General features: G+C 67.8%; 14 protein-coding genes. 7 read left to right on the plus strand and 7 right to left on the minus strand.

Annotated elements, in window-relative coordinates; genetic code table 11:
* Positions 1 to 157 precede the first annotated feature (157 nt).
* Entirely contained in the window at positions 158 to 2,095 is a 1,938-nt protein-coding gene (locus tag AC5P53_RS10950; RefSeq protein ID WP_241886626.1) for a DEAD/DEAH box helicase, read from the minus strand.
* 266 nt (positions 2,096 to 2,361) lie between these two features.
* On the opposite strand from AC5P53_RS10950, the gene AC5P53_RS10955 reads away from it, so the two are divergent.
* Positions 2,362 to 2,583 (plus strand): RNA-binding S4 domain-containing protein, encoded by a 222-nt coding sequence (locus AC5P53_RS10955; protein ID WP_014036469.1) that lies wholly within the window; start codon positions 2,362 to 2,364, stop codon positions 2,581 to 2,583.
* 11 nt (positions 2,584 to 2,594) lie between these two features.
* Here the strand turns inward: AC5P53_RS10955 and ubiM are convergent, their stop codons facing one another.
* The 4 genes from ubiM to AC5P53_RS10975 form a co-directional block, all read right to left on the minus strand.
* Positions 2,595 to 3,773 (minus strand): 5-demethoxyubiquinol-8 5-hydroxylase UbiM, encoded by a 1,179-nt coding sequence (ubiM, locus tag AC5P53_RS10960; RefSeq protein WP_014646462.1) that lies wholly within the window; start codon positions 3,771 to 3,773, stop codon positions 2,595 to 2,597.
* A 79-nt stretch (positions 3,774 to 3,852) separates the two neighbouring features.
* The gene (locus AC5P53_RS10965) at positions 3,853 to 4,242 is read right to left on the minus strand and encodes an MAPEG family protein (protein WP_046429692.1); all 390 of its coding nucleotides are present in this window, start codon (positions 4,240 to 4,242) and stop codon (positions 3,853 to 3,855) included.
* 11 nt (positions 4,243 to 4,253) lie between these two features.
* Complete coding sequence (locus AC5P53_RS10970; RefSeq protein WP_046429681.1) at positions 4,254 to 4,799, minus strand: DUF4019 domain-containing protein; 546 nt, start codon at positions 4,797 to 4,799, stop codon at positions 4,254 to 4,256.
* A 58-nt stretch (positions 4,800 to 4,857) separates the two neighbouring features.
* Positions 4,858 to 6,021 (minus strand): hypothetical protein, encoded by a 1,164-nt coding sequence (locus tag AC5P53_RS10975; RefSeq protein ID WP_241886625.1) that lies wholly within the window; start codon positions 6,019 to 6,021, stop codon positions 4,858 to 4,860.
* A gap of 470 nt (positions 6,022 to 6,491) precedes the next feature.
* On the opposite strand from AC5P53_RS10975, the gene AC5P53_RS10980 reads away from it, so the two are divergent.
* From AC5P53_RS10980 to AC5P53_RS10990, 3 genes are all read left to right on the plus strand, one after another.
* Positions 6,492 to 7,970: a DNA-3-methyladenine glycosylase 2 family protein gene (locus AC5P53_RS10980; protein ID WP_495227362.1), complete on the plus strand. Its 1,479-nt coding sequence runs from the start codon at positions 6,492 to 6,494 to the stop codon at positions 7,968 to 7,970.
* The gene (locus tag AC5P53_RS10985; protein WP_495227364.1) at positions 7,967 to 8,458 is read left to right on the plus strand and encodes a methylated-DNA--[protein]-cysteine S-methyltransferase; all 492 of its coding nucleotides are present in this window, start codon (positions 7,967 to 7,969) and stop codon (positions 8,456 to 8,458) included. Before AC5P53_RS10980 ends, AC5P53_RS10985 begins: the two co-directional genes overlap by 4 nt.
* Positions 8,459 to 8,878: 420 nt before the next feature.
* Positions 8,879 to 10,129 (plus strand): alkaline phosphatase family protein, encoded by a 1,251-nt coding sequence (locus tag AC5P53_RS10990; RefSeq protein ID WP_241886624.1) that lies wholly within the window; start codon positions 8,879 to 8,881, stop codon positions 10,127 to 10,129.
* A 130-nt stretch (positions 10,130 to 10,259) separates the two neighbouring features.
* On the opposite strand, the gene AC5P53_RS10995 is transcribed toward AC5P53_RS10990, so the two are convergent.
* Positions 10,260 to 10,439: a 30S ribosomal protein THX gene (locus AC5P53_RS10995; protein ID WP_004150462.1), complete on the minus strand. Its 180-nt coding sequence runs from the start codon at positions 10,437 to 10,439 to the stop codon at positions 10,260 to 10,262.
* A 110-nt stretch (positions 10,440 to 10,549) separates the two neighbouring features.
* Entirely contained in the window at positions 10,550 to 10,963 is a 414-nt protein-coding gene (locus AC5P53_RS11000; RefSeq protein WP_008264835.1) for a MerC domain-containing protein, read from the minus strand.
* 136 nt (positions 10,964 to 11,099) lie between these two features.
* Between AC5P53_RS11000 and AC5P53_RS11005 the strand changes: the two genes are divergently transcribed.
* The 3 genes from AC5P53_RS11005 (at position 11,100) to AC5P53_RS11015 (ending at position 15,755) form a co-directional block, all read left to right on the plus strand.
* Positions 11,100 to 13,316, plus strand: a complete 2,217-nt coding sequence (locus tag AC5P53_RS11005) for a TonB-dependent receptor (RefSeq protein WP_111206624.1) — start codon at positions 11,100 to 11,102, stop codon at positions 13,314 to 13,316.
* Positions 13,317 to 13,515: 199 nt separating this feature from the next.
* On the plus strand, positions 13,516 to 14,082 hold the full coding sequence (locus AC5P53_RS11010) for a TetR/AcrR family transcriptional regulator (RefSeq protein ID WP_014646454.1): 567 nt from the start codon (positions 13,516 to 13,518) through the stop codon (positions 14,080 to 14,082).
* Positions 14,082 to 15,755: an MFS transporter gene (locus AC5P53_RS11015; protein ID WP_032956775.1), complete on the plus strand. Its 1,674-nt coding sequence runs from the start codon at positions 14,082 to 14,084 to the stop codon at positions 15,753 to 15,755. The genes AC5P53_RS11010 and AC5P53_RS11015 overlap by 1 nt, the downstream gene beginning before the upstream one ends.
* Positions 15,756 to 15,757: the final 2 nt, after the last annotated feature.

The following is a 15,757-nucleotide window of genomic DNA, read 5'->3' on the forward strand; positions in this document are numbered from 1 at the left end:
CGGCAATGTGTGGGCCATGCGAAAAAGGGGACGGAGGGGATTAAGTCGTTCTTGGCACAGGCGCATGGCCAGCCAGATACGACTTAATCCCCTCCGTCCCCTTTTTCTGTCCGCCAGCCCGGGGGCTGGCGGTGGTGTGGACGGCTGCGGGTGCGGCTTAGAAGCTGCGCGGGCCGCGCGGCTTGAAGCCGTCACGACGCGGCGGGCGACTGTCGCGGTCACCGCCGCGGTCGCCACCATGGCCGCCCGGGCCGCCACGACGCGGGCCACCCGCACCGCCCGGGCCACGCTTGTCGAAGCGCGGCTTGAACGGGCGCGGGGCCGGGTTGGTGTCTTCACCCGGAGCCAGCGCACGCATCTGCAGCTGCTGGCCGGACACCCAGACCTTCTGCAGGTGCGACAGCACGTCCGGCGGCATCTGTGCCGGCAGGTCCAGCAGCGAGAAGTCGTCGTGGATGTCGATGCGGCCGATGAAGCGGCTTTCCAGGCCGGCTTCGTTGGCAATGGCGCCGACGATGTTGGCCGGCTTCACGCCATGCTGGTGACCGACCGAAATACGGTAGGTCTCCATGCCCTGCTCCGGTGCACCACGCGGCGGAACCTCACGGCGCGGACGCTGTTCAAAACCACCTTCGGCGTCGTCACGGCGCGGGCCACGCTCGAAGCGCGGACCCCGTTCGTTGCGGTCGAAGCGATCACCACGTTCCGGGCGGTCACCACGGTCGAAGCGCTCGCGCGGTGCGCGCTCTTCGCGCGGGGCACGCACCGGCGGCTGCAGCAGGAACGGGGTATCGCCCTGCAGCAGCTTGGCCAGCGCGGCAGCGATCTCGATGGCCGGCACGTTCTGCTCGTTCTCGAAGCGCTCCAGCAGCTGGCGGTAGAAGTCCAGGCCACCGGCGCCGAGGGTTTCGCTGATGCGCGAGGTGAACTTGTTGATGCGGGTGTCGTTGACCGCTTCCACGCTCGGCAGCTGCATCTCTTCGATCGGCTGGCGGGTGGCGCGCTCGATCTGGCGCAGCATGCCCTTCTCGCGCGGGGTGGCGAACAGGATCGCCTCGCCGCTGCGGCCGGCACGACCGGTACGGCCGATGCGGTGCACGTAGCTTTCGGTGTCGTACGGGATGTCGTAGTTCAGCACGTGGCTGATGCGCTCCACGTCCAGGCCGCGCGCGGCCACGTCGGTGGCGACCAGGATGTCCAGCTTGCCTTCCTTCAGCATGGCGATGGTCCGCTCACGCTGGGCCTGCTGCATGTCACCGTTGATGGCGGCAGCGGCCAGGCCACGCGCCTGCAGCTTGCTGGCCAGTTCTTCGGTGCCGGCCTTGGTCCGCGCGAAGATGATCATCGCGTCGAACGGCTCGACTTCCAGGATGCGGGTCAGCGCGTCCAGCTTGTGCATGCCGCTCACCCACCAGTAACGCTGGCGGATGTTGGCCGAAGTAGTGGTCTTGGCCGCGATGGTCACTTCCACCGGGTCCTGCAGGTAGGTCTGCGCGATGCGGCGGATCTGCGGCGGCATGGTGGCCGAGAACAGGGCCACCTGGCGCTGCTCCGGCAGCTTCTTCAGCACCGCTTCGACGTCGTCGATGAAGCCCATGCGCAGCATTTCATCGGCTTCGTCCAGCACCAGCGTCTTCAGCTCGGACAGGTCCAGGGTGCTGCGGTCCAGGTGATCGATCACGCGGCCGGGGGTACCGACCACGATATGCACGCCGCGGCGCAGGGCCGACAACTGCTGGCCGTAGGGCTGGCCGCCGTACACCGGCAGCACGCGGAAGCCGGGGATCTTCGACGAATAGGACTGGAACGCCTCGGCAACCTGGATGGCCAGTTCGCGGGTCGGCGCCAGGATCAGGGCCTGGGGCTTGATCTGCTGCAGGTCGATGTTGGACAGTACCGGCAGTGCAAAGGCAGCGGTCTTGCCGGTACCGGTCTGGGCCTGGCCCAGCACGTCGCGGCCTTCCAGCATCGCCGGGATGGTGGCGGCCTGGATCGGCGACGGGGTTTCGTAGCCGATGGCGGTGACGGCCTGCATCACGGGCTCGGACAGGCCGAGCTGCGCAAACTGCAGCGGCGCTTGGGAATCTTGGGACATGGGGAACTCCGAAGGCACTGCCGTCTTCCTGGCAGTGCGATAAAAAAGGTGATGGTCCGCGCTTTGGGCGCCCTTCTTATCGCGTGCCCTGGCGCTGCTCGGTCGGAGGAGATTTCACTCGCTCAGAGCGGAATGATACCGCATTGATGCTGAACGAGGCATACAGCTTTCCTTACAGATGCCGTCGGGCCCGTGCTGGCGCACAATACGCGCCCTCTTCCCGGCCCGGCCGCTGGCCTGCGCCCTCTTCCCAGGAACCCCGCTCCATGCAGATTCTCGAATTCGACCTCGACGGTGACTACGTCGAACTCAAGCAGCTGCTCAAGCTGGCCGATCTGGTCACCAGTGGCGGCGAGGCCAAGATGGTCATCAGCGAGGGCCAGGTACGGGTCGACGGCGAAGTGGAACTGCGCAAGGCCTGCAAGATCCGCGCAGGCCAGGTGGTCGAATTCGCCGACAGCCAGATCCGGGTGCTGGCTGCAGGCTGATCTGAAGCTGTTCAGGCCACGCGCTGGGTCAGGTGCGAGGCAATCAGCTGCCTGAACGGTGCCACGCCCTGCGCCAGGCGCAGGCCGGCCGCACGCAGCAGGCGCGCCGGGCGACGGTCGTCGGTGTACAGGCTGGCGATCGCATTGGTGGCCTCGTACAGCGGCCGCGACGCCAGCCGATGACCACGCTGGTAACTGGCCAGCATGCCGGCGGCGGCAATGTCGGCACCACGGCGCTGCTGCGCGACGATGCCCTGCGCCAACCGCTGTGCGCTGGCCAGGCCCAGGTTGAAGCCATGCGCGGTGACCGGATGCATGCCCACCGCGGCATCACCGATCAGCGCAGAACGCTCGCCGACGAAGCGATCCGCGTACACACCCACCAGCGGATACGCCTGCGGCGTGGCCACCGGCTGCATCCGGCCCAGGCGGTGTTCGAAGCAGGCACTGATGGCCTCACCGAAGGCTACCTCGTCCATCGCCAGCAGCGCCTCGATCTGCCGCGGCGGCAGCGTGATCACCGCCGATGCCTGGCCCTCGTTGAGCGGCAGCAGCGCCATCGTGCGGCCGTAGCCGAACCACTCCCAGGCGGTGTGGTGATGGTCGCGCTCGACCTGCATGCGGCACACCAGCATCGACTTGCCGAAGTCGCGCATCTGCGCACCGATGCCGAGCATGCGGCGGGTGGCGGAGAAGCGGCTGTCAGCGGCCACCAGCAGCCGCGCATGCAGTTGGCTGCCGTCATCGAGTTTGACCACGTGGCCCTGCGCATCGGCCTGCACGCCCAGCACCTTGCGCCCGTCGAACAGCTCCAGGCCGTCCTGGCCCTGCACGGCATCCCACGCGGCGCGACGGATCAGATGGTTGGGTACCAGCCAGCCCAGCGGCTGGCCGTCGACCTGGCTGCTGGCGAAGGTCAGCGCGAACGGCGAGCCGCCGTTCATCACCCTGGCATCGCGCAGATCAGCAATTTCAGCGTGCGGCAGGCGCTGCCACAGCCCCAGCTGCTCCATGCTCTGCCGCGAGGCATGGGTCAACGCGATCTCACGGCCATCAAAGGCGGCCTCGGCCAGCGCCTGGCGCGGCTGCACTTCGACCAGCCCGACCTGCAGGCCATTGCCCGCCAGCGCACGCGCGAAACACAAGCCCGCCGGTCCGGCGCCGACCACCACCACGTCCAACCTGCGCATGCGCGCCTCCTGCCGTTGATCCAGTCCGCGCCAGCATAGCGCCGCGCGCCTGAGCGGCCTTGATCTGGATCAGGCCGACTTACAGAAGTGCGAACACCAGCGCCAGGATCGACAACAGCGACACCAGCCACACCAGGCTGCGCACGTAGGGCACGCCCGCGGCATACAGCGGCAGATAGACCACGCGCGCCCAGAAGTAGGCCTGCGCGGCCAGCGCCGTGGTGTCGTTGCCGCGCCCGGCCACGACCACTGCGATGGCGGCGGCGGCGAAGAACGGGAAGGTCTCCAGGAAGTTGGCCTGCGCACGCTGCAGGCGACCGGCCAGCGGGCTGAGCGGCTTTGCATCGCCATCGCGTGCCGAAGCATTCCACTTCATCCCGCGCTCGCGGGTGACCACCGTGGAGGTGGCGAAGATGTACACGAAGCCCAGCAGTACCGACCAGGCCAGCATCGTCAGTTCAGTTGCCATCATTCACCTCCTCAGGGTGCCGACGCGCGCAGGCTGTAACCGGCCAGGCGCCACACCTGGTCCTCGTCGAAACGGAACGAGACCAGCTCGCGCACCGGCTGTGCGCTGTTGGCGAAACGGGTCGGGAAGCTGACGTTGATGTACAGCCCTTCCGGCACTGCTGCACCGGCGCTGTACTTGACGCGGGTGATGGTCGGCTGGCCACGCCCGGCCAGCGCACCCAGGCGCGTACGCTCGGCGGCCAACTGGCTGACGAAAGCGGCCTTCGGCACCGCACGACGCGCGACGGCCGAAGCGCCATCCCACAATTCGCCGGCGCGGTTGGCGTCGACCAGCTGCGCTGCCTTCACTGCGGCGGCGCCCATTTCCGCGTCCTGTTTCTGCACCTGCGCCTGTTGAGCAGCGGTCAACGCAGGGGAACCGGCGGTAGCGGGCTTCGCAGCTGCCGGCGAGGCTGGTGCCGGGCGTGCCGGGGCCGGTGCGGGCGTGGCCGGCGCAGGGGCCTGCGCCAACACGGTCAGGGGCAGCAGGGACAGCAGCAGGAGCACGCGCTTCATGGACACCGCCGGTTTTCTGGAGAGAACCGCAGTCTACGCCAGCGCGGTGACTACGCCGTCAGCGTGCCGGAGCGTTGCCCTCCACCGCTGCCGCATCAGCTTGCGCGGCGGGCGCGGCGGTGTTCGCTGGCGGCTGCTCGGCCACCGGCGGCGGCTCCGACGGTGCCGGTGGCAGCGTCGCCACATCGATCTCCGACAGCGGGCTTTCGTCCGGGCATACCGCATCCGGGAAACCGAAGCGCTGCTTCAGGGCCTGGCCGCAGCTGTTGATCGATTCCATGTCGGCGCCGTCGCGCTTGCACTGCTGGTCGAAGGCGATCAGGAACGCGTCCTTGCGCTGCACGAAGTCATCGCCGCAGGCGCGCATCTGCTTGATCCGTTCCAGATCGTCCTGCACCGCGTTGGTGCCATCCAGGCCGTACTGGCGCAGCTCATCCGGCGTCAGCAGGCGAAGGCTGCGGTTGGGCACGGTCATCATCAGATCGGCCACGCCCACCGCCACGCCATTGCGCTGCAGGTAATCCTTCACGTTGTCGTAGACCTCGTGCAGCTCGCGGTTGAGTTCCGCGCGCGAGGTGGCCTTGGAGCTGATCCGCATCATGCGATGGATGCCGACCTTGCCCGACAGCAGGCGGTTGTCACCGGCAGCCAGCACGAACACGCAGGCGCTGTGGCAGATGGAGCCTTCGCGCACCCAGATGGTCCAGCCCGATTCACCGATGCTGTCACCGGCCACGATCGCCGACTCCACCTGGCCACCACTGGAGTCCAGGTCGAGGATGCGCTTGTGGATCTTCAGTTCGTCAGCGACCACCGCCAACCGCCACATCATTTCGGCGAAGCCCGGATTGATCTTGCCGGCGTAACGCACGCGCATCAGCCCACGCTCGGCACACGGCGCCAGGGCCTGGGTGATCTGCTCGCGCTGCAGCCCTTGCAGTTCGGCACCGTCGCCGGCATCGCCCGCATATTCCGTGCTGCAACTGACCCACGCACGCCCATTTTCCAGCTGCGCCTGCGGCCACGGCCGACCCGCCTGGCTGCGCGGTGGTGCCGGTGCCGGTGGCGCGTCGGCGGCATTGATCGAAACCATGTTCTCGCCATCACTGGCCGGCGCCCGCGCTGCCTTGTCGGCAGCGGTCACGTTGCCCGGATTCTCCAGCTGACTGCAGCCCGCCAGGGCCAGGCACAACAGGGGCAACCAGCGGAATTTGGCGGACATCGGGCAACCGGGATTCATGGGACCAAGAGCCACAGTCTACCCGTCCAGGCCGCGCATTCAGCGCGTGGCACTGAACCCCTTCTGACCCTTGGGAAAGCGTGTCGACCAAGGTAGACACCTACCAACGGCCTCAGGAACCTGTCGAAGGCGTGGTGGGTCCGGTGGCAGGGGTGCGAGCGGCATGGATGCCGCGACCAAGTCCCCAGGGGTGAGGGCGCTTTGCTTGCGAAGCACTGCTTCGCAAGCGCCCGAACGCACAGCCGCCAGCGGCTGGGCCGGTCTGGGGGTTCACGGCGTCCCCTGCCACCGGACCCACCACGCCATCCCACAGGAATCCTGCTTCTGCTGTTGCTGTTGCCGGCCAGCGGCCGGCACTACCGCGGGTCCGGGCGCAGCCCGGCGTGACCCCCTTCAGCATCCATGTCCGAATGTGGCGAGTATCCCCGCCCGCACCCGCCTAGACTGCCGCCATGGACACCGCCCTCGCCCTCGACACCGCCGCCTGCGACCGCGCCCGCCTGGCCCGCGACGCACGTTTCGACGGCGTGTTCTTCACCGCCGTGCGCAGCACCGGCATCTATTGCCGCCCGGTCTGCCCCGCACCGCCCCCGAAGCCGCGCAACATCACCTACTACCCGACCGCCGCGGCCGCCGCGGCCGCCGGCTATCGCCCGTGCCTGCGCTGCCGCCCGGAGCTGGCACCACAGGCCCAGCAGGCACTGGCCGGGCAGACCGTACAGCGCGCCCTGGCCCTGATCCACGGCGGCTTCCTGCAGGAGCAGCCGGTGGCCGATCTTGCTACGAAGCTCGGCCTCAGCGCGCGCCAGCTGCAGCGCCTGTTCGTCGAACGCCTGGGCGCGACGCCCGGGCAGATCCACGCCACCCATCGCCTGCTGCTGGCCAAGCAACTGCTGACCGAGACCACGCTGGCGGTGACCGACGTCGCACTGGCCGCCGGATACAACAGCCTGCGCCGCTTCAATACCGCATTCCTGCAGGGCTGCGGCATGGCCCCCACCGCACTGCGCCGCCAGCATCAACCGCTGGCCGCCGACGATGGCGGCCTGGTGCTGCGCCTGGGCTACCGTCCACCGCTGGACTTCCCGCGCATGCTGGCGTTCCTGCGCAAGCGCAGCCTGCCCGGCATCGAACTGATTGGCGAGGACAGCTACCAGCGCGTGCTGGGCACGCCGGAGCGCCCCACCCTGCTGCGCGTCACTGCCGACCCGAAGCGCCCGGAGCTGCGCCTGCAGCTGGGTGCGGTGGATCCGCGCCTGATCCCGTACATCGTGCGCCGCGTGCGTCGCGTGTTTGATCTGGATGCCGACCTGCAGCAGGTGCACGCCGCATTGGGTGAGGAACCCTTGCTGGCGCGCGGCATCGCCGAGCGCCCGGGGCTGCGCGTGCCCGGCGGCTGGGATGGCTTCGAAGTGGGCGTGCGCGCCGTGCTCGGCCAGCAGGTTACTGTTGCCGCCGCCACCACCTTCGCGCGGCGGCTGGTCGATGCCTATGGCGCGCACCTGCCGGGCATGTCGTCCGACTTTGATCGCCAGTTCCCGGCACCCGAGGTATTGGCCGAGGCGCCTCTGGAATCAATCGGCCTGCCGCGCAGCCGCGCCGCGACCGTGCGTGCACTGGCCACCGCCTGCGCCAGCGGCCAGCTCGACTTCGGGCCCGGCCAGGCGCTGGAAGAGTTTGTTGCCCGCTGCGTGGCACTGCCCGGCATCGGCCCATGGACCGCGCAGTACATCGCTTTGCGTGGCCTCGGCCAGCCCGATGCCTTCCCGGCCGGCGATCTTGTACTGCAGCAGGTCCTCGGCCACGCGCAGGGCCAGCGCCTGGGCGAACGCGCAACCGAAGCGCGCTCGCAACCGTGGCGTCCCTGGCGCGCCTACGCCGTGCTGCACCTGTGGCACCTGTCCGGCACATTCGTTGGAGAACCGACATGACACTGTTGTTCGATCGTTTCGACAGCCCGATCGGCGTGTTGACCATCGCCGGCGACGAGCGTGGCCTGTCACACGTGCTGTTCCCGGAGAACCGCCACCCCGCGCGCGGGCGTGATGACTGGCATTACGCACCGGATGCCTTGCCGGAAGCACGCGAGCAGCTGCTGCAGTTCCTGCACGGCGAGCGCAACAGCTTCGACCGTGTGCTGGCGCCGCGTGGTACGCCGTTCCAGCTGCGCGTGTGGCAGGCGCTGGCGCTGATTCCGTTCGGCCAGACCTGGAGCTACCTGCAACTGGCGCAACACCTGGGACAGCCCAGCGCGACCCGCGCGGTGGGCGCGGCCAACGGGCGCAACCCGTTGCCGATCATCCTGCCCTGCCACCGCGTGATCGGCAGCAACGGCGCGCTGACCGGTTTCGGCGGTGGCCTGGAAACCAAGGCCGCGCTACTGCGGCTGGAACAACGCCAGGCCCCGCTGTTCGCCTGAGAGGGCCGGCCGGGCTGCGCCCGGCACCCGCAGAGGCTAGAGCAACAGCAACAGCGGGCTTCCTGCCGGGAGGCAGGGTGGGTCCGGTTGCAGGGGACGCTGCAAGTACGTCCCTGTAAGCTCGGTCGCGCCATCCATGGCGCTCACGCCCCTGCAACCGGACCCACCCCGCCTTCGACTGATTCCTGCGATCTGTCGGGGTGGTGCACTGCGCAACTGTTGGTAGGTGTCGACCTGGGTCGACACGGTATATCCACGCGATGCGTGGATGGAGGCACCTGGAATACGTCTGGAGAAAAGCCTCCTTCTTGTTGAAGGGGGCGCGCCGACAGGCGCGGGGATAAGGAAAAATGCGCGGACACGGCACGCGGTAGCGCGTCGTGTCTTGGGCCGGTAATTGCACCGGCTTATCATGCACGGATGACTTCCGTACGCCTGACCTGTTCGCTGGCGCTGCTGCTGCCATTGGCTGCCTGCACCACTGCGCCTGCCCCTACCGCCGCCGTTCCCACGTCCGTCGCATCGGCCGCACCGCCGAAGCTGCTGCTGATCTCCATCGACGGCCTGCGCGCCGATGCGCTGGACCGCGGGCTGACCCCGAACCTGCAGCGGATGATCGACGGCGGCGTGCGCGCCCGCTGGATGACACCGTCCTATCCTTCCCTGACGTTTCCCAACCACTACACCATCGTCACCGGCCTGCGCCCGGACCACCATGGCATCGTCAACAACAGCATGGACGATGAAGCGCTGGGCCGTTTCGAGCTGAGCAACCGCGAGGCCGTCACCACCAGTGCCTGGTGGGGCGGTGAACCGATCTGGGTCGGCGCCGAGAACGCCGGCGTGCGCACCGCCACGACGTCGTGGCCGGGCAGTGAATCGGAAATCCGTGGTGTGCGCCCCAGCCAGTGGCGCATCTACGACGGCAAGGAACCGCTGGAGCAGCGTGCCGGTATCGTGCTCGACTGGCTGGCACAGACCGACGCCGATGCCCCGCGACTGACCACGCTGTACATGGAGCACGTGGACAAGGCCGGGCACAACTACGGCCCCGGGTCGAAGCAGTACGCCGACGCCATCGCACGCGCCGACCTGATCGTCGGGCAGGTGCTCGACGGCCTGCAGCAGCGCGGCCTGGCCGCCACCACCAATGTGATCGTGGTGTCCGACCACGGCATGGCCAGCGTCGCCGACGGCCACGTGATCGCCACCGAATCGATGGCCGACCCGTCCATCGCGCGCAACGTCAGCCAGGGCCAGTCGGTGGGCTTCGCGCCAGTGGCCGGTCGTGAGGCTGAGGCCGAACGCGCCCTGCTCGGCCGCCATGCGCACTACGAGTGCTGGAAGAAGGAGAACCTGCCGGCGCGCTGGCACTACGGCACGCATCCGCGGGTTCCGGCCATCGTCTGTGCGATGGATGAAGGCTGGGATGCGCTGCACCGCGAGAAGATCGCCAAGCGCGCGAAGCAGGACCGTGGCTCGCACGGCTACGACAACGCCCTGCCCTCCATGCGCGCAGTGTTCGTGGCCAGCGGCCCGTCGTTCCGCCAGGGCCTGGTGATCGACGGCTTCGACAATGTCGACGTCTACCCGCTGCTGGCCCACCTGCTGCAGGTGCCGGCCGCGCCGAACGATGGCAATCCGGAAACGCTGAAGCAGACCTTGCGCTGAATTCCCTGTAGAGCGAGCCCATGCTCAGCTGCATTACGCCAGCCGAACATGGGCTCGGCCCTGCAGGAACGCGCATAAAAAAACGCGGCGCCAGGCGCCGCGTTTTCCTTGGACCGGTCGGTCGGCCTGATCAGGCCTTGGCGACGGCCTTCTTCGCCACGGCCTTCTTCGCCGGAGCCTTGGCCACGGTCTTCTTGGCAACCGGGGCGGCGGCGCCTACGGCGACCTTGCTCGCGGTGTGCGAACGGGCGTTGCCGTAGCTGGCGTTGTAGCGCTTGCCCTTGGCGGTCTTGCGGTCACCCTTACCCATGTCTTCAACTCCTCAAGTGTGAAATCTGGTTACCCCGTACTGACACGGGTTCGGCGGGGCCGCCTTGCTGGGCGCCCCCGCGCACGATCGGAAATCCTATCACGGCGTGCCTAGTGCGCGCAGCTTGCGTCGTGCACGTGGCCGTGGTTGAGGCGCAGGTTGACCAGGTGGGCAACGCCCACCAGCAGGCCGCCGATGGTCATCACCACCGCATGCGGCACCGCATTGTGGTGCAGCGGGTCGTACAGCACGCCGGCCCACAGCGCGACCAGGCCGGGGATCAGGAAGCCGAGCGCACGCAGCGCACCGTGGCGGCGATAGCCCCAGACCAGGCTGAACAGCCCGAGCAGGGTCACGAACACCACCAGCGCCTGTTCCACGCCATCGCTCAGCCAGAACGACAGGCCCAGCGACGGCGCCGCCGCCAGCAGCACGGGGATCACCGCGCAATGCACTGCGCACAGCATCGAACCAGTGGCACCGAAACGGTCGAGCAGGTGGCGCAGGCGTGAGGACAGGGACATGACTTCCAGCAGGGTCGGCGAATCGTTATGGAATAATATAACATCCCTCTCCGAACCGCACGGTTTTCCCTCCCCCTGTCCCCTCGACGGGATTCGTGCGCCCTGCGATTGATACATTGTAACAAAGGACCTGCCCATGCCCGCCCACACCCCTCGGCTCAAGCCGCATTCCCTGGCCCTGGCCCTCGCCGCCCTGTTGCCGTCCGTCGCCTTTGCAGCCGGCCAGGACACCTCCCACCGTGACCGCCACCTGACCGAACTCTCCTCGGTACAGGTCACCGCGTCGCCGCTGCAGGGCGATGCCGAATCCCTGGCGCGCCCGGTGGACGTGCTGGCCGGTGAGCGCCTGGACGAGCAGAAGGCCGGCACCCTGGGCGATACCGTGGCCAAGCTGCCGGGCGTACAGAGCACCTTCTTCGGCCCCGGCGTCGGCCGCCCGATCATCCGCGGCCAGGAAGGCCCGCGCGTTGCCGTGCTGTCCAACGGCATGGGCAACATGGACGCCTCCACGGTCAGCGCCGACCATGCCACCAGCATCGAGCCGTTCCTGGCCGACCAGATCGAAGTGCTGAAGGGTCCGGCCACGCTGCTGTTCGGCAGCGGCGCCATCGGTGGTGCGGTCAATGTGGTGGATGGCCGCATCGCGCGCGAACTGCCGGAGCGCCCGCTCAGCGGTCGCGCCGAGCTGCGCGGCAACTCGGTGAACAATGAGCGCAGCGGCATGTTCCGCCTCGATGGTGTCAGCGGCAACGTCGTGCTGCACGTGGATGGCCTGGTGCGCAATGGCGACGACTACCGCATTCCCGGCTACGCGGTGATCGACAGCCTTGAAGACCACCATGACCACGATCACGATCACGACCATGATCACGATGCAGCCGAGGGCGAAGAACCGCGCCGCGGCCGCCTGGACAACAGTTCGATCCGCACCCGCGCCGGCGGCGTCGGCGCAACGTGGCTGGGCGACGGTGGTTACTTCGGTGTGTCGGCCAGCACCTATCGCACCAACTACGGCATTCCCAATGGCGCGCACGTGCATGCCGATGGTGATGACCACGGCCATGACCACGGTCACGACCACGGCGATGAAGAGGAAGGCGGCGACGAGCATGACGTGCGCATCGACATGGTGCAGAACCGCTTCGAGACCAAGGCCGGCATCTACAACCCGGTCTCGTTCCTGAAGAACATCAACGCACGCGTGGCTTACACCGACTACGAGCACGTGGAGCTGGAGGCCGGCACGCCGTCGACGCGCTTCACCAACCGTGGTATCGAAGCGCGCCTGGAAGCCGTGCAGCAGCAGATCGGCGGCTGGGACGGCGCGTTCGGCCTGCAGTTCGGCAACAGCGATTTCGGCGCCAAGGGCGAAGAGGCGTTCGTACCGGATACCGGCACCAGGAACATCGGCCTGTTCGTGCTGCAGGAAAAGCAGTTCGGCCCGTTCAAGCTGGAACTGGGTGGCCGCCACGACCAGGTCAAGCTGGACCCGACCGGTGACTACCGTCGCCGCACGTTCGGTGCCACCAACCTGTCTGCCGCCGGTATCTGGAAGCTCAACGATGCCGTTGACCTGCGCATCGGCGTGGACAGCTCAGAGCGTGCACCCACCAACGAAGAGCTGTACGCCGCCGGCGCGCACATCGCCACCCGCTCGCTGGAGATCGGCGACGCCAACCTGAAAACCGAGCGCGGCCAGCGCGTCGAACTGGGCATCCATACCCACAGCGATCGCCTGGACTTCTCCGCGTCGGTCTACCAGACGAAGTTCAAGGACTTCATCTACCTCGCCGACACCGGTGTTACCGAAGGCCTGCCGGTCCGCGCCTGGACCCAGCAGGACGCGGTGTTCCGCGGCGCCGAGGCCGAAGCGCTGGTGCACCTGTTCGAGGGTGGCGCCGGTGACTGGGATCTGCGCCTGTTCGGTGACTATGTGAAGGCCAAGCTGGATGGCAGCGGCAGCCGCAACCTCGACATCGCCGTGCCGCACGGCGACCACAACCACAATTACAACGTGGAGCTGGCCAACACCGGCTACCTGCCGCGTATCGCCCCGGCCCGCGTGGGTGCCGACCTGCGCTGGTCGAAGGACGGCTGGCGCGCCTCGGTCGGTGCGGTGCGTTACAGCCGCCAGAAGGACGTTGCCCAGAACGAAGCCCCGAGCGACGGCTACACGCTGGTCGACGCGCACCTGGCCTACCGCTGGGATCGCAACGCGGGCAACAGCTACGAGGTGTTCCTGGATGGCAGCAACCTGGCCAACCGCGAAGTGCGCCCGCATACCTCGCTGCTGCGCGACTACTCGCCGCTGCCAGGCCGTGGAGTCGCATTCGGGATCCGCGCGTTCTTCTGATCGCGCACGGCGGGGTCGGATCCCTTTCCGAAGGAAAGGGCTCTGGCACCACCGCATTGAACGGGGGCCTTCGGGCCCCCGTTTTCATTCCGTCCCACGCCATCACGCATCCGTCACAAAGGTGTGCGTACGACAACAACCGGACAATCCCGTCACTCAAAGTCTCGCCAATCGGACACTTTTGTCCGAAAATGATTCCATGACCGCTCAACGTGCCGATGCTGCTGCCCGCCGTGCCCTCATCCTCGACGCCGCCGATCATGTCTTCGGCCAACATGGCGTCACCGCCCCGCTGGATCTGGTGGTCGAACGCGCCCAGGTGGGCCGCGCCACCCTGTACCGCAACTTCCCCGACCGCACCGCGCTGATCCAGGCGCTGCTGCAGCGCACGGTCGACCGCATCCGGCGCCAGGTCGAACAGCTCGGTGACCGCGATGACGCCCTGTTCGAGGTGTTCGAGGGCATGGCCCAGCGCATCATCGATTCGCCGGCACTGGCCGATTACTGGCGTGCGGTTGATTCGGACGTGCCGTCCATGCGCGCCGCGCGCGAGACCGTGCGCGACCTGCTGGAGGAACCGATCGCGCGCGCCAAGGCCGCCGGGCTGTGCCGTGACGACCTGGAAAAGACGGATATTTCACTGATCTCGGGCATGCTGGGTGCGGCCCTGCGCGGCAAGACCCGCGACGAGCGCGCCCAGTTGGCCGGGCGTGCCCTGCAGCTGCTGCGTGGGGGTCTCCAGGGAGCTGCCAGCGAGGCCCGTTGATGGTCCAGCCGTATCTGAAGCCGGTTCCGGATTGGGAGGAGCATGAGAAGCCGACCATGCCCGGCTCGGCGTCGATGCCCTGGCACCCGCCGTACCGGCGCGCGGCCTATGCGCTGGTATCGTTGCTGGTGGCGATCACCGGCGGCCTCGGCAATGCGCTGGTCACCGCCAACCTGCCGTTCCTGCAGGGCCAGCTGGCGCTCACTCCGACCCAGGGCAGCTGGCTGGTGGCCGCGTATGCGATGGTGAATGTCACCGCCAATCTGCTGGCCTTCAAGTTCCGCCAGCAGTACGGCATCCGCCTGTTCGCCGAGATCGGCCTGGGCCTGTATGCGGCGCTGGCGGTGCTGCACCTGTTCGTCGGCAGCTTCGAGACCACGATGCTGACCCGAGCCGCCAGCGGCTTCGCGGGTGCGGCCTGTTCCACACTGGGCACGCTGTACATGCTGCAGGCGCTGCCGCGCCGATTCACCGGCAATCTCCTGGTGGTCGGTGTCGGCCTGTCGCAGCTGGCGGTGCCGATCGCCTGGATCGTTTCACCAGGCCTGGTCGATACCGGCCAATGGCACCAGCTGTACTCCTTCGAAGCCGGCCTGGCCCTGTGCGCGTTCGCGGCAGTGGTGGTGCTGAAGCTGCCGCCGGGCATCCAGGTAAAGGCGTTCGAGCCATTGGACTTCCTCACTTTCGCCCTGCTCGCGCCGGCGGTCGCGCTGCTGGTGATCGTACTGGCGCAGGGCTACACGCGCTGGTGGCTCAACACCCCATGGCTGGGCTGGGCGCTGGTCGCCTCGATCGTGCTGTCCACCACCGCCTTCATCATCGAACACTACCGGCGCAATCCGCTGCTGCAGATCCGCTGGCTGTCGAAGCTGCCGGTGCTGCACTTCATCGTCGGCGCGTTCCTGATCCGCTTCCTGACCACCGAGCAGTCCTACGGCGTGGTCAACCTGATGCGCACGCTGGGCATGGGGCCTGACCAGATGCGGCCGTTGTTCGTAGTGATCCTGGCCGGGGTGATCGTCGGCATCGCCGGCGCCTCGCTCACCTTCGGACCGAAGCGGCTGATCGCGCAGCTGCTGATGGCGATCCTGCTGCTGGGCGCCGCCGCGTTCTTCGACCAGCACCGCACCAGCCTGGACCGGCCGCACGACTTCTACGCCAGCCAGTTCCTTGCCTCGGTCGGTGCCGGCATGTTCATGGGCCCGCTGATCATGCTCGGCATCTCCGCCGCGTTGAAACAGGGCGTCGACCACATGATCACCTTCCTGGTGACGCTGTCGATCACGCAGACCCTGGGTGGCCTGGCAGGTTCGGCGGTGCTGGGGACCTTCCAGCTGCATCGCGAGCAGCTGTATTCCAGCGCGCTGACCAGCCAGCTCGATCCGGCCGATCCGGTGGTCGCGCAACGGCTGCGCATCCAGCAGCAGCTGTACGCTGCGCAGATCACCGACCCGGTGCTGCGCAGTGCGCAGGGCAGCGCGCAGCTGGCGCAGACCACGCGCCGCGAAGCCAACGTGCGTGGCTTCAATGACGTGTTCACGCTGAGCGGCTGGCTGGCGATCGGCTTCCTGTGCTGGTTGCTGCTGCTGTCGCTGCGCACCGCCGTGCTCAAGCAATGGCGCAAGCGCCACCCCGCCCTTTCCACCGCGTCCACGCCGGCCGCGTCCCGTTGAGT

The organism is Stenotrophomonas sp. YJH_SMC_82 (assembly GCF_059368875.1).